Raw genomic sequence first — 21,528 nt, 5'->3', positions numbered from 1 at the left:
GCAAAGGGGGTGCACAATGAAGAAAAACTGGAAATATTCATTGATGCTCATAGTGACAGTGTTAACTGTATCTATGGGAGTATTCTTTTTGCTCTATCGTTTTGATAATAAATATACAGCAAAAGGAGATCAGCCAATCCAGGGAATTCTCTATGTTCCGGATGATGATTCGGTTCATTATCTGGCCAGAGAGTGGGAATATTATCCGGATGTACTGCTGGCTCCGCAGGAATTAAAGGAGAATAAAGGTAAGTATTACAGCCGTTATATTTCAATCGGGGAATACGGAGGAATGGATCTTGGCGACAAAGACAGATCTCCTTTCGGAAGTGGGACATACCGGATGACACTTGTGCTTCCGGAGAAGGAAAAGAGATATGCCATAGGTCTGGCAGAGGTTTTTTCTTCCTATAATCTGTATATAGACGGCAATCTGGTGGGACAGGTTGGAAATCCGGATCCGGAAAATTATGAAGAACAGATACAGAACAGAGTATTCACATTTGAAGGAAAAGGAACAGCAGAGATTATGATCGCTGTGACAGACAGACATTCGGTGTCCTCGGGAATTCAGTTTGTTCCGATTCTGGGATCTCCGTTTAAGGTAAATCTGATCAGAGGCTTATCAGTGATGACTTATTCCGTTTATATGGCGTTTACTTTCTGTATTTTACTTTTTGCTTTGTATATGTTTATCCGAACCAGAAAAGCGGAAATTGGATTTTTTAGTCTTCTGTGTATCTGCGTGCTGGGGTATAGCTCTTATCCTGTTTTGCATGCGTTTATGGCTGTAAAGGTGCAGCCATGTTATGGAATGGAAGCGCTGTTTTATTATTTGATGTTTGCATGTGTTGTGGTTGTGCAACAGAAAATTCTGGAAGATGAGAGACGTCTGCCGGAAATTCTGGCGGTCATTCTTCTGGCGGTAGGTGTGCTGGTATTTTTGACGGAATTATTTTGCAGTAAAGTGCAGTCGGCGAGAGGCTTGTATTTTATATCAGCGGTTACAGAAGTTATGAAATGGCTGACAGCAGGGTACCTGATTTTTAAGAGTATCAAAGAGATTCAGCGAAAATACAGCAATATTTTACTGACAGGAATTATTGTCTATGCGGCTTCGCTGGCAGCAGACAGAATATGGAAAGTATATGAGCCGGTCATAGGCGGCTGGTTTACGGAATTAGGGGCGGCAGTGCTGGTTTTAAGTGTGGGACTGACTCTGTGGATAGAACTTGCAAATGCTTACAGATTTCAGCTTACATATGGAGCGTACAGCCGCCAGATGGAGCAGAAACTTCAGATGCAAAAACAGCATTATGAAGAACTGACAGAAAAGATGGATGAGATCAGCAAGATGAGGCATGATATGAGGCATCATCTGCGCGTGATCATGTCCTATGCCCAGCAGGAAAAGTATCAGGAGATGATGGATTATCTTGGGGAATATTCGGCTGCCATGACGAAGGAAGAGACGGTGATCTGTTATTGCAGAAATATGGCAGTGGATGCGGTGATTCATTTTTATGCGGGAGAGTTAAAACAGCGAGGGATTTCGTTTGAATATGATATGATGCTGCCACAGAATCTCAGCATTTCTGATACAGATTTATGTAAGATTTATGGAAATCTTCTGGAGAATGCAGTAGAGGCGGTAAAAATTCTGCCGCCAGATGTAAAACCATATGTAAAAATTTTTACCAGGATACGAAATAAGAAACTTCTCATAGAGATTTCAAATCCGTATTCAAATGAGATACAGAGAAAAGAAAATGAATTTTATTCAACCAAGCATGAAGGTCTTGGAATTGGAACGGCATCGGTAACGGAAGTGGTGCAGAAAGCAGGCGGCTATGCAGTTTTTTGTACGGAAAACGGGATTTTCAAAGTTAATATTTTTATACCGTTGAAAGCAATGGAAGAAATATAGGATACAGGCATATCTTTGTGTATCAACAAGTCGGATTGTTTTAGAAATCAATTTGTCGACATACCAGAGTATCTGTTTACTCAGAATCTGAGGAAAACAGATACTCCAGATATGCTTTTTTTATTGCGTTGGAACCGCGTTTGCGTATAGTGACAAGTTCCTGATTATCCATGATAAATCCTTCATCGGTGGACTGCTCGATATGATCCATGTTTACGATACATCCTCTGTAGCAGGAAAGAAAGCATTTCATGCCGGCAAGGAGTTCTTCGAATTTCTGAAATGTGATGTAGGAGCGGATAACTCCGGCGTCAGTTGTATGTACCTGGATCGCATTTCGGTATGTATCTACATAAAGAATACTCCGGACCGGAATCTTTACAGGGGTGCGGTCAGAAACCAGTTCGATATATCTGGAATTCTGTGATTGTTTAACCTGTATGGTAGAAAGAATCCTGCACAGTTTTTCCGGCTGAAATGGTTTCAGAAGATAATAGGATGCATTGACATCGTAGCTTTCCACCGCATAAGAATCACTGCTTGTAATGAAAATTAAAGCAGCAGAATCTTTTGCTTCACGTAATTTTTTTGCGGCGTCCATACCGGTCATATTACCCATATAAATATCCATGATGATCAGATCATAAATGCCGGGGGAATATTTCTGGAAAAAGGATTCTGCACTGGAATATAGATGAATGTCTGCGTCTGTATTTTGTGATTTATAATAGGAAGAGATTACAGAACGTATCTGTTTAAGATCCTCCTTGGAATCGTCAAGAATTGCAATGTTCAAGGGAACACCTCCACGGATAACAGAATCAGATAAAACTCTGGTGTAACCAGAAAATTATCTGCAATATGCTTTCCATTTTAACGTATTTGCAGGAGATATTCAAGGAAAAATATAGTTTATGACTGATAGTCTGGAATGGGTTACTGTTCACTCCGTTCACAGCAACACGCTTCGCGATGCACAGAATTTATGCTAATCGCATAAATTCGCGCGGTATGTCTCGGGTTTTCTGTTGCCAAGCATCCGTAAGAAGCTGCCAGTGGCAGGTTCTGTAGGTGACCTTCGCTCACACAAAACACCTCGCGGGATATTACCAGTGAACAGTAACTGGAATGAAACAGATTGTGGTTATGAAAGATACAAATTGTTGTGAGATATGTGCATTATTTCACAGAAAATGTCGTTTAATCCCATGTATATTGAAAATGTTATCAAAATTTTTTATAGTAAGCTCATAGAAATTCAGTAAGAAACGAAACACATTTTAAGAAAGGAATGGTAAGAAATATGAAAAACTGGAGAAAATTAATGGCAGGTCTTTGCACAGCAGCGATGGTAAGTTCTATGGTAGTTCCGGTGTGGGCTGCGGATGATGCGGCAGAAGAAGAGACTGCAGATGACGGAGATGTTGCTGATATATCAGAAGCACTGATCGGTATCTGGCAGGACAGCGCAGGAGATATTTATGGATTCTACAAAGATAATTCATTCTTTGGTCAGTGGAAGGACGAGGAACAGGATATTTTAGGTGTTTACAGTCTGGCTTCAGACGGGGAATACACAGCTCTTGCAATGCAGTTTGCAAATGATGACGGCACGTATGATGATGAAAATATGGTAACTTATCTGTTACAGGCAAATGAAGAAGAGAATGTTCTGGAACTCTATGATCCGGACAGCCTGGAGATGACAGCAACTCTGGAGCCTTATGAAGCTTCTGGTGATGAAGCTGATTATAACGAGATTTATCAGCAGATGGGAAATGCTCTGACAGAATGCTATTCTGGTGTTACAGAAGCAGGAGAAACTTTTATTTATGGTGACAATGATGACGGAACTTTTTGCTCTGTGATCGTGATCAATGACAATGATGAGTATGTAAGCTTTATCGGTGAGGGTACTTTTGATGAAGAGAATGGTACGGTAACGATTACTGATGAAATATCTGAAATGTCACTTACTTTTGGCGTTGCTGTAAATGATGATGATACTATGACACTGGATATGGGCGATCTTGGAAGTGCAACTGTAGAGGAAGCTACGATTGCGGTTGCGGTTCAGGGGCTGAAATATGCAGTTGAAAATGGAACTGAGATGAACTAACGCTCTCTTCTTGAAAATAAATAGTGTTTGGGATGCTCCCCTTCGGGTTTGCCTGGAGGGGAGCGTTTTTTTGTATCTTTGAAAAGGGACGCACAGAAAAATAGTTGTTACTGTTCACTGGTAATATCCCGCGAGGTGTTTTTTGTGAGCGAAGGTCACAGAAAACCCGAGACATACCGCGCGAATTTATGCGATTAGCATAAATTCTGTGCATCGCGAAGCGTGTTGCTGTGAACGGAGTGAACAGTAACAAATAGTTTGTTTTGGGAGGGAGATGTTCTGGATAACTGGGGGGTTTTAGAAAAGGGAGAAAAATGGTATAATGGTAGACAGATTTGTTCCCGGGTCAGGGGGACGAAAATTATGAGAGAGGTTTTGATTTATGAATATTTTGAATATAGAGCATGTTTCTAAGGTGTTTGGCGAGAAGGTGGTTTTGGATGATGTTTCTTATGGGGTGCATCAGGGGGATAAGATTGGGATTATCGGGATCAATGGTACTGGGAAGTCTACGATTTTGAAGATTATCGGTGGGCTGGAGGAGCCGGATGAGGGACAGGTTATTACGCAGAATGGGCTGCGGATTACGTATCTGCCGCAGATGCCCCAGTTTCCGGAGGGGGCTTCGATTCTGGATTATGTGGCAGAGGGGAAATGGCAGAAGGACTGGAGTACGGAGAGCGAGGCCAGGAATGTGCTGAATAAGCTGGGGATTGTGAATCATGAGGAGAAGATTGATCATTTGTCTGGCGGGCAGAAGAAGAGGGTGGCTTTGGCGAGGACTTTGGTGAATCCTTGTGATGTGCTTCTTCTGGATGAGCCGACGAACCATCTGGATAATGAGATGGTTACCTGGCTTGAGGATTTTCTGAGAGGTTTTAAAGGCGTTGTGATCATGGTTACGCATGACAGATATTTTCTTGACAGGGTTACGAATAAGATTCTGGAGATTTCTCATGGGAATCTTTATGCGTATGAGGCGAATTATTCGAAGTTTCTGGAGCTGAAGGCGGAGCGCGAGGAGATGGAGCTTGCGAGTGAGAGGAAGAGGCAGAGTGTCCTTCGCATGGAACTGGAATGGGCGAAGAGGGGTTGTCGTGCGAGAAGTACGAAGCAGCGTGCGCGTCTGGAGCGTCTGGAAGCGTTGAAGAATGGGAAGGCGCCTGTGAGGGATGCGAACGTAGAGCTGGATTCTGTTGAGACACGTATGGGTAAGAAGACGATAGAGCTTCATCATATCAGCAAGAGCTTTGGCGAGAAGAAGATTCTGGATGATTTTAATTATATTGTGCTTCGTAATCAGCGTCTGGGTATCATTGGTCCGAATGGATGTGGAAAGTCGACGTTGATTAAGATTATAGATGGAGTGGTGCAGCCGGACGCGGGTGAGGTGGAGATTGGTGAGACGATCCGTATCGGCTATTTTGCGCAGGAAGTTCCGGATATGGATACGAATCAGCGTGTGATTGATTATATTCGAGATGTTGCGGAATATATTCCGACCAGAGATGGTAAGATATCTGCGACTATGATGCTGGAGAGATTTTTGTTTGATTCTGCGATGCAGTATGCGCCGATTGCTAAGTTGTCTGGCGGGGAGAAGAGGCGTCTGTACCTGTTGAAGGTTCTGATGGAGGCACCGAATGTGCTGCTCCTGGATGAGCCGAGCAATGATCTGGATATTCCGACATTGACAATTCTGGAGGATTATCTGGATTCTTTTGCGGGGATTGTAATCGCGGTGTCTCATGACAGATATTTTCTGGATAATATTGTGGACAGGATCTTTGCTTTTGAAGGGGATGGACATCTGACGCAGTACGAGGGCGGATATACGGATTATACAGAAGCTCTGGCAAGGAAGGGAGTAACAGTATCTGATGGTTCGGGCGCGGTTGTTGATGTTGAAAAGAAGAAAGCGGCGCAGTCAGACTGGAAGCAGAATCGTCCTCAGAAACTGAAGTTTACCTATAAAGAGCAGAGGGAATTTGAGACGATTGATGATGATATCGCTGCTTTGGAGGAACTGCTGGAGAAGCTTGATAAGGATATGGAGGCGAATGCAACTAATTCTATGAAGCTTCGTGAGATTATGGAGCAGAAAGAGAAGACGCAGGCAGATCTGGATGAGAAGATGGACCGTTGGGTTTACCTTAATGATTTGGCAGAGAAAATCGAAGCGCAGAAGAATGAGAAGTAGATTACTGTTCACACACCACTATCCCGCGAGGTGTTTTGGCATAAATATGCCAAAATCCCGAGACATACAAGCCAAAATTCCATTGCCGCAGGCAATCTGGAATGAATTTTGGCTACGTTACTGAGAACGGAGTGAACAGTAACGGAAGTAGAAGAGAGAAACTTTTCAGATTCTATTGACTTTGCGGATGTTTCTTTAGTATCATACAGATTATGAGTAGTGTGTAAATAATTCAAATGAACAGTATTAGAAAGTTAACAGGAGATATAGATATGGCAGAACAGGTCAGAGTTGTGGTAGACGCAATGGGCGGGGACAATGCCCCGGTAGAGCCGGTCAAGGCTGCAGTGGAAGCTGTGACAGAGAGACAGGACATAAAAGTAATACTTACAGGAAAGCAGGAAGTAATTGAGAAAGAGCTGGCGAAATACTCCGGATATCCGAAGGAGCAGATCGAGGTTGTCAACGCTTCAGAAGTGATTGAGACAGCAGAGCCGCCTGTTTTTGCAATCCGTAAGAAAAAGGATTCATCAATCGTTGTTGGATTGAATATGGTTAAGAAACAGGAAGCAGATGCTTTTGTTTCTTCTGGAAGCACAGGCGCTGTTTTAGTAGGCGGACAGGTGCTGGTAGGAAGAAGTAAAGGCGTGGAGAGACCACCGCTTGCGCCGCTGATTCCTACGCTCGACGGAGTATCCCTGCTGATCGACTGTGGAGCAAATGTGGATGCACGTCCATCGCATCTGGTACAGTTTGCGAAGATGGGTTCTATTTATATGGAGAATGTTGTTGGCATTAAGAACCCACGAGTTGCAATCGTAAATAACGGAGCAGAAGAAGAGAAGGGAAATGCACTTGTAAAAGAGACATTCCCGCTTCTGAAAGAATGTAAGAGCATTAACTTCATTGGCAGTATCGAAGCCAGAGATATCCCGGCAGGATATGCGGATGTAGTTGTATGTGAGGCGTTTGTAGGAAATGTAATTCTGAAATTATATGAGGGAGTTGGTTCTGCCCTGGTCCACAAGATTAAAGAGGGAATGATGACCAGCCTCAGAAGTAAAGTCGGAGCACTTCTGGTAAAACCGGCATTAAAAGAGACTCTGAAATCCTTCGATGCAAGTGAATACGGCGGAGCACCGCTTCTCGGGCTGAAGGGACTGGTAGTAAAGACTCATGGAAGTGCTAAAGCCATTGAAATCAAGCATGGTATTTTCCAGTGTGTACAGTTCAAACAGGAGAAAATCAACGAAAAGATTGCTGAGCGTATTCTGGAAGACAAAGAAGAAATACCAAAAGCTAAGACAGAAACAGATTTTCTATAAGATTTGATAATAAATGAAAAAAGAAAAATATGAAACAGGAAGGAGGGTGTTGTACATGGAACTGGAAAAGATAAAAGCGATCATCGCAGAGGTCTTAAACATTGATGCCGATTCGATCACCGCAGATACTACGTTTGTAGATGATCTGGGTGCGGATTCTCTTGATATTTTTCAGATCATCATGGGAATTGAAGAGGAATATGACATTGAACTTGAGAACGAAGCGGTAGAGCAGATCCAGACAGTGGGTGACGCTATTGAAGCGCTCCGCGCGATCAAATAAAAGATGAAATAAGGATGGGGTTGTCCGGTGACAGCCCCACTCGTATGGAGAGGGTTAAAGGAATGAACAAAAAAACAGAAGAATTAGAAGAGATTATCGGATATCATTTCAAAAATAAGCATTATCTTACACAGGCGCTGACACACAGTTCTTATGCAAATGAGAAGAAGCTTGGTAAGCTGGGATGTAACGAGAGACTGGAGTTTCTGGGAGATGCTGTTCTGGAGCTGATCAGCAGTGATTTTCTGTATGCCAAATTTACCCAGGTTCCGGAGGGTGAACTGACTAAAAAGAGAGCCAGCCTTGTATGTGAGCCAAGTCTTGCCTATTGTGCAAGAGAATTCGGACTTCCACAGTTTCTGCTTCTTGGAAAAGGAGAAGATATGACAGGCGGAAGAAACAGGGATTCTATCGTATCTGATGCGACAGAAGCTTTATTGGGAGCTATTTATCTGGATGGTGGTTTTGCTAGTGCAAAGGAGTTTGTGCTGAATTTTATCCTGAATGATATTGAACACAAACAGCTCTTTTATGATAGCAAGACCATCCTGCAGGAAATCGTGCAGGAAAAGGGAACTCAGCCGGTAGAATACGTTCTGATAAAAGAAGAAGGACCGGATCACAACAAAAACTTTACTGTAGATGCAAGAGTAAACGGTAAAGTAATGGGACAGGGAAGCGGTCATACCAAGAAAGCAGCAGAGCAGGCCGCGGCTTATCAGGCAATCCGCGTGCTTAAGAAATAAATAATTACTGAACGCGAAAGTTACTGTGCACGGAGTGAACAGTAACACACGAAGTGAGCAGTAATAATATACAGGAGAATTATGTATTTAAAGAATATAGAGGTACAGGGGTTTAAATCGTTTGCCCAGAAGATCAATTTTGAATTTCATAATGGAATTACCGGCATTGTAGGCCCGAATGGAAGTGGGAAGAGCAATGTTGGCGATGCGGTGAGATGGGTTCTGGGTGAACAGAGTGCCAAGTCTTTACGAGGAGGAAATATGCAGGATGTTATTTTCTCCGGTACAGAGACAAGGAAACCTTTAAGCTATGCGTCGGTGGCTATCACGCTGGACAATTCCGATCATAAACTCCCGGTTGATTTTAATGAAGTTACAGTTACCAGAAGACTTTACCGTTCCGGTGAGAGTGAATATAAGATCAATGGAAGTGCCTGCCGATTGAAGGATATCAACGAGATGTTCTATGATACCGGTATTGGCAAAGAAGGTTATTCGATTATCGGACAGGGCCAGATCGACAGGATCTTAAGCGGAAAGCCGGAAGAACGAAGAGAGCTTTTTGATGAGGCAGCAGGTATTGTTAAATTTAAAAGAAGAAAGAATACCACGATCAAGAAGCTGGAGGAAGAACGTCAGAATCTGGTGCGAGTGACCGACATCCTTTCAGAACTTACCAGACAGCTGGGACCGTTGGAGAAGCAGTCTGAGACAGCCAGAATTTACCTTGCAAAAAGGGAAACGCTGAAAGAACTGGATGTAAATATGTTCCTGATGGAGTTTGCGAATACGGCACAGGCGCTGAAAGAACTGGAAGAGAAACTTGCTATCGCACAGAATCAGTTAAAAGATACCCAGAAATCCTATGATCAGACGAAGGTTGAATATGAGCGTCTGGAACAGGAACTGGAAGATTTAAATGAAAAAATGGATGCACTGCGTATTTCCGGTCAGGAACAGGCAATTCATAAACAGCAGCTGGAAGGCCAGGTAAATGTATTAAATGAGCAGATCCTTGCAGGTGCGCAGAATGAGGAGCATTACAAGGGACGCCTTCAGACGATTGAGGAGGAACTTTCCGTAAGAACTTCTTCGCAGAAAAAACTGGAAGAAGAGAGAGCAGATATTTATGCGCAGTTAAAGACAGTCCGCACGAAACTTTCTGAGGAAGAAGAGAAGTTAAAGACAGCGCAGGAGAACATCGAGGCCTGTACGCAGGAAGTGGAGGATGGTAAGAATGAAATCATTGAAATACTCAACAGCCGTGCAAACACAAAAGGCAAGGCTCAGAGATTTGACGCAATGATGGAGCAGGCGGATATCCGTAAAGCGGAGATCAGCCAGCGAATCCTCAGATTAAAAAGTGAAGAGGAAGAGCAGCAGACGATTCTTTCCAAAGCGCAGAAACAATATGACGAGATCACAGAGCAGATTCAGTCTATGAATGAGGAATGTGAACATCTCAGTCAGAGCGCGGAACAGATTCAGGGGAAACTGAAAGAACAGAACGCTCAGATGGAAATGGGGCAGACTGCATATCACAGAGAGGCTTCCCGTCTGGAATCACTTAAGAATATCACAGAGCGCTATGATGGTTATGGAAACAGTATCCGAAGAGTCATGGAACAGAAAGAGCGGGTTCCGGGAATCCAGGGCGTTGTTGCGGATCTGATCCAGGTAAACAAAGATTATGAGATCGCGATTGAGACTGCATTGGGCGGAAGCATCCAGAACATTGTTACAGACAATGAACAGACGGCGAAAACACTGATTGAGTTTCTGAAGAAGAACCGTTATGGACGTGCTACCTTCCTGCCTATGAGCAGTATCAGTCCAAGAGGAGAATTTACCCCGAGAGAGGCACTGAGAGAGCCGGGCGTTATCGGTATTGCCAGTGAACTTGTGACCACAGCGCCACAGTATCAGCAGATTACGAAGTTTCTTCTCGGAAGAGTGCTGGTAGTTGACAATATTGACCATGCGATTATAATTGGAAGGAAATACAGACACAGTCTGAGAATGGTTACCACAGAGGGTGAATCCTTAAGTCCGGGTGGTTCCATGACAGGTGGTGCGTTCAGAAATAACAGCAACCTGCTTGGAAGACGTCGTGAGATCGAAGAGCTGGAAACAAAAGTAAGCCAGCTGAAGAATAATCTTGCGGAAATGCAGAAAGCGATTGAAGAAAATCGTAATCAGAGAAATATGATCCGTGACACGATTGCAGAATTTCAGGAGAAACTCCGCCAGAAATATATCGAGCAGAATACTGCCAGAATGAATATTAAACAGCAGGAGAAAAAGGCAGAAGAAATCCGAAGTGGATATGATCAGATTAACAGAGACCAGGCAGAAATCAAACGCCAGGTTATGGAGATCAGACAGGATCACGAACGAATCACGCAGGAACTGGAAAGTTCTAAACAGGATGAAAAAGAACTGGAGAGTTTTATCGAAACAAAGCAGTCAGAACTGGACGAGTGGAAAGAGGAAGAAGGAAAGGTTTCCAAAGGTCTGGAAGAGATTCGTCTTCAGTCATCCACCCTTGATCAGAAAGAGAAATTTGACCAGGAAAACTTAAGCCGACTGAGATCAGAAGTGAAGGCTCTGCAAACCGAGAAAGACGGAATCTATGAGTCTCTTGCTCATAGCAGTGAAGAGATGGAAAAGAAGCAGCAGATGATTACACAGCTTAAGAAAGAGGCAAAAGAATCAGACCTGCACGAGAGACAGTCAAAGGAACAGCTGGAAAATCTGCAGAAAGAAAAAGAAAGCAGAAACTCCCGGCATAAAGAATTCTTTGAGAAAAGAGATTATCTGTCCGGCCAGATCGGGCTTCTGGATAAAGAATGCTACCGTCTGCAGGGGCAGATGGAGAAGCTGGAAGAGAGCAGGGAGGAACGGATCGCTTATATGTGGTCAGAGTATGAGATTACCCCGAATAATGCTCTTTCTTACAGAAAAGAGGAACTGACAGACCTTTCAGAGATGAAGAAACAGGCAGCTCAGATCAAAGATGATATCAGAAGGCTCGGACCAGTCAATGTAAATGCGATAGAGGATTACAAAGAACTTCTGGAACGTCACACATTTCTTTCCGGTCAGTATGAGGATCTGGTTACAGCGGAGAAAACCCTGGAACAGATCATTCAGGAGCTTGACGAGGGAATGCGCAAGCAGTTTACAGAGAAGTTTGGCGAAATCCAGAAGGAATTTGACAAAGCATTCAAAGAGCTTTTTGGAGGCGGAAAAGGAACGCTGGAGCTTGATGAGGAGGCTGATATCCTGGAGGCCGGGATTAAGATCATTTCCCAGCCGCCTGGAAAGAAACTGCAGAATATGATGCAGCTTTCCGGTGGAGAGAAAGCACTTACAGCAATCGCTCTTCTTTTCGCAATTCAGAATCTGAAACCGTCACCGTTCTGCCTTCTGGATGAAATCGAGGCTGCGCTTGATGATTCCAACGTAGGACGTTTTGCCGGATATTTACAGAAGTTGACGAAAAACACACAATTTATTATAATAACCCATAGACGTGGAACTATGAACGCCGCAGACCGGCTTTATGGAATTACCATGCAGGAAAAAGGGGTATCGACACTGGTTTCTGTTGACTTAGTAGAGAACCAGCTTACCCAGTAACAGGAGGAGTATCATGGCAGAAGAAAAGAAAGGTTTTTTTAAACGTCTGGTCAGTGGACTGACAAAGACCAGAGACAATATCGTAGCCGGATTTGACAGTATTTTCAGTGGATTTTCCAGCATTGATGATGACTTCTATGAAGAACTGGAAGAGATTCTGATCATGGGAGATATCGGAATTAATGCAACCACTTCTATTATTGAGAATTTAAAGAAAGAGGTTTCCGAGCGTCGCATTAAGGAGCCGATGGAATGTAAGCAGCTTCTGATCAATGAGATTAAGGATCAGATGCGCGTGGACAGTACAGAGTATGAATTTGAGAATCGTAAATCTGTAGTCCTCGTGATCGGTGTCAATGGTGTTGGAAAGACTACCTCTGTAGGAAAGCTTGCGGGCAAGTTAAAGGATCAGGGTAAGAAAGTAGTTCTTGCGGCAGCCGATACATTTCGTGCAGCAGCCGGAGAACAGCTGACTGAGTGGGCGCACCGCGCAGGCGTAGAGATCATTGGTGGTCAGGCAGGCGCGGATCCGGCATCTGTAATCTATGATGCGGTGGCAGCTGCCAAAGCAAGAAATGCGGACGTACTTCTGTGCGACACAGCAGGACGTCTTCATAATAAAAAGAACCTTATGGAAGAACTTCGCAAAATATACAAGATTCTGGAGAGAGAGTATCCGGATGCATATCTGGAGACACTGGTAGTACTGGATGGTACCACCGGACAGAATGCTCTTGCACAGGCGAGACAGTTTGCGGAGGTCGCAAATGTCAACGGTATCATCCTTACCAAGCTGGATGGAACTGCCAAAGGTGGTATTGCAGTTGCAATCCAGTCCGAGCTTGATATACCGGTGAAGTACATTGGCGTAGGAGAAAGTATTGACGATCTTCAGAAATTCGATGCAGATGCATTTGTAAATGCGTTGTTTGATGTGGACCATAAAGAAACCCCGGACGCTCAAAATTACGACTGAAAAAATGGAGGAACAACATGCTTACATTAGAGAGTTTTGAACAGGCATCAGAGATCGTAAAACAGGTCACACAGGAAACAAAGCTGATCAAAAGCAGCTACTTCAGTGATCTTACAGGAAACAAAGTTTATCTGAAACCGGAGAATATGCAGCGTACAGGTGCATACAAGGTTCGTGGAGCTTATTATAAGATCAGCACACTTTCAGATGAAGAGAGAAATAAAGGGCTGATCACTGCATCTGCAGGAAATCATGCGCAGGGTGTTGCCTATGCAGCTCATAAATATGGAGTAAAGGCAGTGATCGTTATGCCTACAACTACTCCGCTGATCAAGGTTGAGAGAACAAAGAGCTATGGTGCAGAGGTTATTCTGCATGGCGATGTATATGATGAGGCATGTGCACATGCACTGGAGCTTGCCGAGAAAGAGGGATATACATTTATCCATCCGTTTGATGATCTGGCAGTTGCAACAGGACAGGGTACGATCGCAATGGAAATCGTTCAGGAGCTTCCACTTGTTGATTATATCCTGGTTCCGATCGGTGGAGGCGGACTTGCAACAGGTGTTTCCACACTTGCGAAACTTTTGAATCCACATATCAAAGTAATCGGTGTTGAGCCGGCCGGTGCAGCATGTATGAAGGCTTCTCTGAAGAAGGGTGAGGTTGTGACTCTTCCTCATGTAAATACGATTGCTGATGGTACTGCTGTACAGACTCCTGGAAAGAAGATTTTCCCGTATATCCAGAAGAATCTGGATGATATTATCACGATTGAGGATGATGAGCTGATCGTTGCTTTCCTTGACATGGTTGAGAATCATAAGATGATTGTTGAGAATTCCGGTCTTCTGACAGTGGCAGCGCTTCGTCATCTGGATGTGAAGGGTAAGAAGGTTGTTTCTATCTTAAGTGGTGGAAATATGGACGTTATCACGATGTCTTCTGTTGTTCAGCATGGTCTGATCCAGAGAGACAGAATCTTTACTGTGTCTGTTCTGATTCCGGATAAGCCGGGTGAACTGGTTCGTGTGGCCAGTGTGATTGCGAAGGCACAGGGTAATGTTATTAAGCTGGATCATAACCAGTTTGTAAGTACGAACAGAAATGCGGCTGTGGAGCTTAAGATTACGCTGGAGGCGTTTGGTACGGATCATAAGAATGAGATTGTGAAGGCGCTTGAGGATGCAGGATGCAGACCGAAGGTGATTCGTCCTAGTCTGTAATTGACAAGTGAATATTGGAATGGGAAACCCTGGGGTTCAGATGTGGACTCTGGGGTTTGTTTTTTTACTCAAAGAGGGACGCGCAGAAAAATCTTTTGTTTCGTGTGCGGTTTCGGGTCCTAAGATATTCTAAGCCGTCAGAAATCTGCTAAAAGCATGAGCAATCTGAGCCAAACTCGCTGCGCTCAGACAGTGTCTCAGATTGCTCATAACGCAGATTTCTGACGGCTTAGAATATCTAAGAACCCTGCAAATGCACACGAAACAAAAGATTTTTCTGCGCTGGGTGTTGAATGTATGCTGCAATCTTCTGAGGGGAGATGGCTTGTAAAAGCGTCATTTCACCAAGGGCTTGTAAAAATTAAAGATAAAGAAAAATTTTGACATTTCTATGGAAGCGTGATAATATGATTATAGAAAAAGAGTGCTACCGATAGACGGTTAGTCCGATATAAAATTAGACAAAAATTGCCGCTTAGTTTACCAGACTGGGGCGGCTATTTTTGTGCTTTGTGATTATCTTTACCGAATGTGTATCCGATACTAAAACAAGTTAAGCCGAAGCTTACTACTGTGATAAAATCTAAAATACTCATTGGCTTAGCCCTCCTTTCCGGTGAATTCCCGTACGGGTTTCTATGTAATCAGAGGGTCACAGTCCCTCTGCTGAAGGACTAACCGCCTACCGTTGTATGGTAGCACCCATGCACTGATTATAACGGTTGGAGTGTATGGCTGCAACAGCAAATTAAAGTGAGTGTTACTATAATAATTGAGATTAAATTTCTGGAAGACAAGGCAGAATGAAAAAATAACTTTGTCAAGAGAAAATGCTTGATATTAATTTTGAAAGAATGCCGTAAATACGCGCTTTTCCGGGCATATTGGCAGGAGTCTGTGACAATCTTGTGACAAATGCTGGAAAAATATGAATTTACAGTGTGAGAAAGCAGTAGAAAAGATATGGTGGTTCGGTTATAATAAAGAAAAAAGTATCGAAGCAGGAAAGGAGAAAACATTATGCCGGTAACAATAAAAATATTGTTGGATCAGTATACCGAAATATTACGGAAGATATATGGAAGTCATTTAAAGACAGTAATTTTATATGGATCCTATGCAAGGGGAGATTATAAGGCAGATTCTGATATAGATATAATGATTCTCCTGGACTTGTCAGACATAGATATTAAACAGTATCGCCATGAATTGTCAGGAGAAACTTTTGATTTCAATATGGATCATGACCTTGATATTAAACCGATAGCAAAAAGCCAACAGCATTTCCAGAACTGGGTTGATGTATACCCATTTTATGCGAATGTAAAGAAGGAAGGGGTGAAACTGTTTGATGCAGCCTAATGAAAAGGGAACCCAGAAAGATTTGGTACTGTATCGTATATAATAATTAAACAATACTTTTGAGGGAGCAAAAGACTCTGGGGGCAGACTTGACTTAGCCATTGTTATGATCGTCATAGACAGTATTTTGTATGCAGTTTATTTGTATGCACCTACACATGTAGCGTGCCAGACTTTCTTAGAAAGGGTGATGCCTATGGTATTTAATGGTTTTGTAGTAACAGCACATGCAGTAATTGCGAGTGTAGTGGCAAGTCTGCTGCTGCCTCAAGAGTATTGTTAAGTGTATCTTGTAGTTGAAAGATTTTTAGATATGAAAATAGAATAGTGGAATATACGATAAAAGCACTCAACGCCTTAATTGGTATTGGGTGCTTTTTAGTGTTTTATTCTTCTGTATAATCATTTGAGTTATTATTTTTGTTTTCGGTTGAAGAATGTGAAGATTCTCGTAGAAAGTTTAAATCAGGTATTTTTAAATGCCTTAATGATAATGTTGGGGGCACATAAGCACCTTCAGGGGTTAGGCCAGCTGCCTCTAGTTCGCTATCGTTTGGTTCATGGCACTGGGGTAATAATCGTTTATCAAGCCGCATTAAAGCATAATCCATAACATCTTCGATTAATTCATCTAATAAGTTATTTGGACAATAAAATAATTTGTTTTGAGGGCTTTTTATGATAAATCCTTTGCTTAATCTCATTGGGGCATTAAGCGTACTTATTCCGGAAGCTTCATCTTCGTTTTCTGGTATCTCGTATAGTTCATAATTATAAAAATTAAGTAAGGTATCGAAACAATTAGCTTTTTGATAATTAGTGGTATTAGATTTAGTTTTTTCTTCGGGAAAAATATTATCATCTCTACAAAGCAAATAATCTGCACGAACATGTAAAACTTCAGCGAAATTATTAGCTGCATCTACAGAAAGCTTACGTTTACCTCTTTCAAACATACAGACCGTTTCTTTTTTATAGTTTGCTCTGTTTCCTAAAGCTTCTTGGGTATATCCTGAGAGAAGCCTGCACTTTTTTAGGCGCTGTCCACATTCAATGTTAATGTTCATGTTAATTTCCTCCATTTTTGTTTATTTTAAAGATGATTTAAGCAATATTAGAATGATTTAGAAATGTTAAGTTAATTAACATGTGAACCATAAATACTGTTAATTTTATTAACATCTATGCTATAATAATATCATAAAAGAACCACATAGACAATGATGAAGTGGTAGAAAGGAATAAAATTTTATGAAAAGAAGAATTACAAACAATGAATTTGGAATTGAATCCAAAGCCGGACGTATTGAACAGGCGTGTGCAAGATATGGCGTTGGTAGAACTACTATGAGAAATATCGCAAAAGAGGCAGGAGCTGAAATAAAAGTAGGAAAATGTTATCTGATTAATTTTTCAAAAGTAGATGCTTTTATAGACAGTATTTCTGAGTAAGGCGGTGATTCTATGGGAGTATATGAAAACCTGCTGCCGGGCAAAGAAAATGCGCTGACACCGGAGTATCTTACTGTGAAATGCCATTTTTCCAGTGTTCGGATGCTTCAAAAACAGATCGAAGCAGAACGCAAGGCTGGCAAAGTCATATTATCAAACACAACTCCGCCTGGAGGATATTATCTTCCTGCAGCAGGAGACACGATGGAAATCCGAAAATTTATTCGTACTTTAGAGAATAGAGGTGAAAATACATTGAAAACTCTGGAAAGTGCAAGAGAATTATTGAAGGAATGGGAAGGTGATAATATTTGACCTATGAGGAAATCTTATCACATTTTCAAGTGAAGAAATATGGCAATGGAAAGGTACAAGCACTCTGTCCGGCGCATCCTGATAAGGAAGCCAGTTTGACGATTACGCAAGGGAATAATGGTAGGACTTTATTAAAATGCCATGCGGGTTGCAGCTCTGAAAGTGTTGTACTGGCAGCAGGATTAAAAATGGAAGACTTATTTAGTGAAAGTAGGCCAGCAGAGGAATGCTGGCGAATGTACATAGAAAGCCGAGAGAAAAGAAAGATTGAGGCTGTATACAATTACGTATCTATTAACGGCGAATATGCTTACACAAAAATACGCCTTGAAGGTAAGAAAATGCTTTTCGGAATACTTAAGGATGGGCGGTTTGAATATGGCTTGAAAGGAAGGAACAAAAAGGAATTCAATGCAATATTCGGAAGTGTTCCACGAATAAAAGAAGCCATTGAAAGAAACGAACCGATTTTTATACCTGAGGGTGAAAAGGACGTTAATACACTGGTAAAGAAAGGCTATACTGCTTTTTCATGTGGCGGGGCTAATGATTGGAATAAGAACGTATCAGAACTGTGTACGGATGCTGAAGTTGTCATTCTGGCTGATAATGATGCTCCAGGGAAGAAACTGGCAGCTGCTATTGAAAAAGATTTAAAAGGAATTTCTAAGAGTGTAAAGATAATTGTTCCGATGCCCGATACGCCAAAAGCAGATATAACTGATTATTTTGAAGAGGGACATACTGTTGAAGAATTTGAAAATTTAATAAGGAATGTTGATGATACAGAGAGCATTTGCACAGATGTTCAGCAAGATCAGAAGCAGGATACAGGTAAAAAACGAACTGTAACACAAAAAAGCAAGGACGAAGTAGTTGGAGGTCCGGCATTAGTCTTTAAATTCCTCGACTGCAACTATGATGAAGATGGAAATGTAAAAAGCGTAAAACAGCTTGTACATAATTTTGAAATCGTTATGGATAAAGACAGCCGTTTCGCCGGGAAAATCCGCCTTAATGAGTTTGCACAACAACCTTACCTATATGGTAGTGTACCATGGGAAAATGAGAATAATTGCAGAGCATGGAGTAGTCATGATGATTCAGCACTGTTTTCACTGATACAGGCTGATTATGGGCTTAAAAGCCGACAGGACTTTGCAGATGCATTGAAAAATGTTTCTATGCGGAATAAATTCCACCCAGTAAGAGAATTACTGGATTCCCTTACATGGGATGGAAAAGAGCATATAAGAAGCCTGCTGCCGGAATATCTTGGAGCAGAGGATTCTGATTATACATACCAGGTAATGCGCTTATGGATGTTAGGAGCTGTTTCAAGAGTGTATAAACCCGGAAGTAAATTTGATTATACAATCATTTTACAGGGGTCACAGGGCATTGGCAAGAGTACGTTTCTGAAATTGATGGCTTTGGATGATTTATGGTTCAATGATTCGTTGGATAGTTTGGATTCAGATAAAGCAGTGCAGTCACTTACCGGATCATGGATTATTGAGCTGGCAGAGCTTAAATCATTGGCAAGGACGGCGGGCGGTGTGGAGAGCGTAAAGCGTTTTCTGACAGCTACGCAGGACAAATACAGGATTCCTTATGAAAGGCGAGCAGACACGTTTTATAGACAGTGTGTATTTGCTGGAACCACTAATAAAGATGATTTTTTGCAGGATGAAACAGGAAACAGGCGTTTTCTTATTATTCACACAGGCTTTACAAAAACATCTAAGAGCCTTTTTACACCAGAAGTTATGGACGATATAAAACAGGCATGGGCGGAAGCAGTGCATATTTGGAAAAACGAAGATCCAGAATTGATACTTCCGGAAAACTGTATGCAGCAGGCTAAAGAACTTCAAGAGGCAAATATGGCAGATGATGGCAAGCGTGGAATTATTCTGGACTATTTGGAAGGAAAAACTCAGGTGTGTGCTAGAGAAATATGGTTCGAAGCATTAAAGGAAACCATACCACCAAAAAATTGGCAGGCATCAGAAATAAATAATATCGTTGCTAAAATACCGGGATGGGAAAGGCTTAAAACCCCACGTAAATTTGATGGATATGGACAACAACGAGGCTTCAGAAAAATAGCAATGAAAACTACAGAAGAGGAATCTGAAAATTCTGAGTTTGTTGTTGTTTCAGAGCAAGAACAAATGGAGCTTCCGTTTGATTAAGTAATTTTGCGGTTGTTTTTATGGATTGTAGTGAAGTTTGTAGAATGAATGTAGTTCGCTTAAATTCAGTATTTACAAGTGTTTCTACATATTCTACAAATACTACATTCTATAAAAAGAAATATATAAAAGATAATAATATAGGGATATAAGGGTATATAAAGAAACCTTTAAACTCTTTGGAACGATTGTAGTTGTAGTCTGTAGTTGGATTTTGTAATGGATTTTATAGGCGGTTTACCGCCGGAAAGGGAAAAATATATGTCAAAAAAATTAAAGAAACAGTCGGTATATTCAGTAGCTGATTTAGAAAGTTTGAAAGGATTTACAGTAGATGAAGTGAAATCAGATTCAAGGGGGGCTGAATGTAACTATGAAGCTTGTAAATAAAGCAGGAAACGTTGTAAAAATATATGTTGATTCAGTTTTGTTTGGAGCTGAATTAGTGAAATATACAGAGGAGTAACTTAATCATAGGGGAAACGATAATTATAGGCGGTAATCCGCCGGAAAGGATACTAATCATGAAAATTATGACACAGGATAAAACACGAGTTTTAAATTTTAAAATGACGTATATCAGTTGCGTGAGCAAGAATCGTATTTGTGAGGGTGATTTTGGCATTGCAGAATATGCGAGTCCAGAACGTGCAAAAGAAGTGTTGAATGATATGTTTCAAAAGTATGCAGCAGGAGAAAAAGTTTATATCATGCCGGAGGAGTAAAGTGGATAACACAAAGGAATTAAAGCCGATTTATGACATATTCACTGCTGCCTGGCGAGCATACAGAGAACATTACCCGCCGGGGAATCCGCAGGATGATACATACTGGTCAAAGCTGGTAGATGATCTTCACGAAATAGAATCGCAATATAATTGCCAGTTGTGCCGGGATATCTTGTGCAATGTTGCGTCAGATCTGGAGCGCAAAGCAAAAGTCCTACATCAGTCAAAGTAACTGACGCAGGACCGTATAAAAGGGGTGAGTCTTTCTGTAAGCTATTATACCACAAACAGGACAGGAGGACTCTATACCAATGAGCATCAGAAAAATGAAATTGAAAGATTATGGGATTACGCCGGGACGGGCAGCAGAACTCAAAGAAATGGTAAAAGATAAACAGTATTATTCTTTAGTAATCGAAGCATGCAACAGAGCAAATGACTTTCTTGCTTCGCATCTGGTAAAGAGTTTTACAGAAAGCGTGGGATATCGCCAGATATTCAAAAACAGCAATTCATGTGAACTTCCATGCACTGAAAATGATTTTTATGGTTATAAGCGGAAAGCACTTCATGAATTTGATTTACTGGTGAAAACAGTAGATTGGTAGTAGACGATGCTGGCAGAACCTGACAAAACCCCGCATATCACTCTATATAGGGGAGAACTTACGGAAACCTACGATTTCAGCATATATAGCCGAAAATATTAGCAAATATTAACATCTTCTCGGATCGGCAACCTGTCAAAACCGTCTGTTTCTCTGTATAGGGAATACATCTTGGAAAAACGTGGAGTTTCAGAGGATATAGTAAGGAAGCAGACTGATAAGAAATGATAAGGTTTTAGCATATATATCCGAAATCTTAGTATTTTTTAGTACTTTGATTGCCTAGTAAAACTTAGTATTTTGGCTCATATAGGCAGAGGCTTTCCATGGAAACATCAGAAAACCTCATGATTTTTCTGTATAGGATCATGGAACCTAACAAAAGCTAACATTTTTGTATGTATAGGTAAAACCTAAA

20 protein-coding genes are annotated in these 21,528 nt (G+C 41.7%); 18 read left to right on the top strand and 2 right to left on the bottom strand.

Annotation, left to right across the window (positions count from 1 at the left end):
• Positions 1-16: 16 nt before the first annotated feature.
• The gene (locus tag WKT11_RS05530) at positions 17-1,927 is read left to right on the top strand and encodes a sensor histidine kinase (RefSeq protein ID WP_340283117.1); all 1,911 of its coding nucleotides are present in this window, start codon (positions 17-19) and stop codon (positions 1,925-1,927) included.
• A gap of 76 nt (positions 1,928-2,003) precedes the next feature.
• On the opposite strand, the gene WKT11_RS05525 is transcribed toward WKT11_RS05530, so the two are convergent.
• Positions 2,004-2,723 carry a LytR/AlgR family response regulator transcription factor gene (locus WKT11_RS05525; protein ID WP_117843889.1) on the bottom strand — a complete coding sequence of 240 codons (720 nt, stop codon included), beginning with the start codon at positions 2,721-2,723 and terminating at the stop codon, positions 2,004-2,006.
• Between the two features lie 507 nt (positions 2,724-3,230).
• On the opposite strand from WKT11_RS05525, the gene WKT11_RS05520 reads away from it, so the two are divergent.
• The 10 genes from WKT11_RS05520 (at position 3,231) to WKT11_RS05475 (ending at position 16,092) form a co-directional block, all read left to right on the top strand.
• Positions 3,231-4,046 (top strand): hypothetical protein, encoded by an 816-nt coding sequence (locus WKT11_RS05520; protein ID WP_118630142.1) that lies wholly within the window; start codon positions 3,231-3,233, stop codon positions 4,044-4,046.
• A 382-nt stretch (positions 4,047-4,428) separates the two neighbouring features.
• Positions 4,429-6,246 (top strand): ABC-F family ATP-binding cassette domain-containing protein, encoded by a 1,818-nt coding sequence (locus WKT11_RS05515; RefSeq protein ID WP_340283113.1) that lies wholly within the window; start codon positions 4,429-4,431, stop codon positions 6,244-6,246.
• 272 nt (positions 6,247-6,518) lie between these two features.
• Entirely contained in the window at positions 6,519-7,571 is a 1,053-nt protein-coding gene (gene plsX / locus WKT11_RS05510; protein WP_117674747.1) for a phosphate acyltransferase PlsX, read from the top strand.
• 55 nt (positions 7,572-7,626) lie between these two features.
• Positions 7,627-7,854, top strand: coding sequence for an acyl carrier protein (gene acpP / locus WKT11_RS05505; protein ID WP_117674748.1), 228 nt, complete (start codon positions 7,627-7,629; stop codon positions 7,852-7,854).
• A gap of 62 nt (positions 7,855-7,916) precedes the next feature.
• On the top strand, positions 7,917-8,600 hold the full coding sequence (rnc, locus tag WKT11_RS05500; protein WP_117674749.1) for a ribonuclease III: 684 nt from the start codon (positions 7,917-7,919) through the stop codon (positions 8,598-8,600).
• Between the two features lie 81 nt (positions 8,601-8,681).
• The gene (gene smc / locus WKT11_RS05495) at positions 8,682-12,242 is read left to right on the top strand and encodes a chromosome segregation protein SMC (protein WP_340283110.1); all 3,561 of its coding nucleotides are present in this window, start codon (positions 8,682-8,684) and stop codon (positions 12,240-12,242) included.
• A gap of 13 nt (positions 12,243-12,255) precedes the next feature.
• Positions 12,256-13,218 (top strand): signal recognition particle-docking protein FtsY, encoded by a 963-nt coding sequence (gene ftsY, locus WKT11_RS05490; RefSeq protein WP_117674751.1) that lies wholly within the window; start codon positions 12,256-12,258, stop codon positions 13,216-13,218.
• A 17-nt stretch (positions 13,219-13,235) separates the two neighbouring features.
• Positions 13,236-14,447 carry a threonine ammonia-lyase gene (gene ilvA / locus WKT11_RS05485; RefSeq protein WP_117843894.1) on the top strand — a complete coding sequence of 404 codons (1,212 nt, stop codon included), beginning with the start codon at positions 13,236-13,238 and terminating at the stop codon, positions 14,445-14,447.
• 1,020 nt (positions 14,448-15,467) lie between these two features.
• A complete protein-coding gene (locus WKT11_RS05480) occupies positions 15,468-15,809 on the top strand; it encodes a nucleotidyltransferase domain-containing protein (RefSeq protein ID WP_025576915.1) in 342 nt (113 codons plus the stop codon).
• Positions 15,810-15,915: 106 nt separating this feature from the next.
• Positions 15,916-16,092, top strand: coding sequence for a hypothetical protein (locus tag WKT11_RS05475; RefSeq protein ID WP_340283105.1), 177 nt, complete (start codon positions 15,916-15,918; stop codon positions 16,090-16,092).
• 103 nt (positions 16,093-16,195) lie between these two features.
• On the opposite strand, the gene WKT11_RS05470 is transcribed toward WKT11_RS05475, so the two are convergent.
• The gene (locus WKT11_RS05470; RefSeq protein ID WP_340283103.1) at positions 16,196-16,876 is read right to left on the bottom strand and encodes a helix-turn-helix domain-containing protein; all 681 of its coding nucleotides are present in this window, start codon (positions 16,874-16,876) and stop codon (positions 16,196-16,198) included.
• 184 nt (positions 16,877-17,060) lie between these two features.
• Here WKT11_RS05470 and WKT11_RS05465 point away from each other — a divergent pair, with 184 nt between their 5' ends.
• The 7 genes from WKT11_RS05465 to WKT11_RS05435 all read left to right on the top strand — a co-directional run bounded on the left by WKT11_RS05465 (position 17,061) and on the right by WKT11_RS05435 (position 21,110).
• Complete coding sequence (locus WKT11_RS05465; RefSeq protein ID WP_340283101.1) at positions 17,061-17,261, top strand: DUF6462 family protein; 201 nt, start codon at positions 17,061-17,063, stop codon at positions 17,259-17,261.
• Between the two features lie 12 nt (positions 17,262-17,273).
• Positions 17,274-17,576, top strand: a complete 303-nt coding sequence (locus WKT11_RS05460; RefSeq protein WP_300334959.1) for a hypothetical protein — start codon at positions 17,274-17,276, stop codon at positions 17,574-17,576.
• Between the two features lie 188 nt (positions 17,577-17,764).
• Positions 17,765-19,774, top strand: a complete 2,010-nt coding sequence (locus WKT11_RS05455; RefSeq protein WP_340283096.1) for a VapE domain-containing protein — start codon at positions 17,765-17,767, stop codon at positions 19,772-19,774.
• A 261-nt stretch (positions 19,775-20,035) separates the two neighbouring features.
• Positions 20,036-20,164 carry a hypothetical protein gene (locus WKT11_RS05450; protein WP_340283094.1) on the top strand — a complete coding sequence of 43 codons (129 nt, stop codon included), beginning with the start codon at positions 20,036-20,038 and terminating at the stop codon, positions 20,162-20,164.
• 134 nt (positions 20,165-20,298) lie between these two features.
• A complete protein-coding gene (locus WKT11_RS05445; protein ID WP_340283092.1) occupies positions 20,299-20,499 on the top strand; it encodes a hypothetical protein in 201 nt (66 codons plus the stop codon).
• Position 20,500: 1 nt separating this feature from the next.
• Entirely contained in the window at positions 20,501-20,734 is a 234-nt protein-coding gene (locus WKT11_RS05440; RefSeq protein WP_196002465.1) for a hypothetical protein, read from the top strand.
• Between the two features lie 79 nt (positions 20,735-20,813).
• The gene (locus WKT11_RS05435) at positions 20,814-21,110 is read left to right on the top strand and encodes a hypothetical protein (protein WP_340283086.1); all 297 of its coding nucleotides are present in this window, start codon (positions 20,814-20,816) and stop codon (positions 21,108-21,110) included.
• The last annotated feature ends 418 nt before the right edge of the window (positions 21,111-21,528 follow it).

The sequence above is a fragment of the Blautia sp. HCN-1074 genome (genome assembly GCF_037890165.1).
GTDB lineage: Bacteria > Bacillota > Clostridia > Lachnospirales > Lachnospiraceae > Blautia_A.
This window is presented reverse-complemented; position numbering and strand designations above follow the sequence as displayed.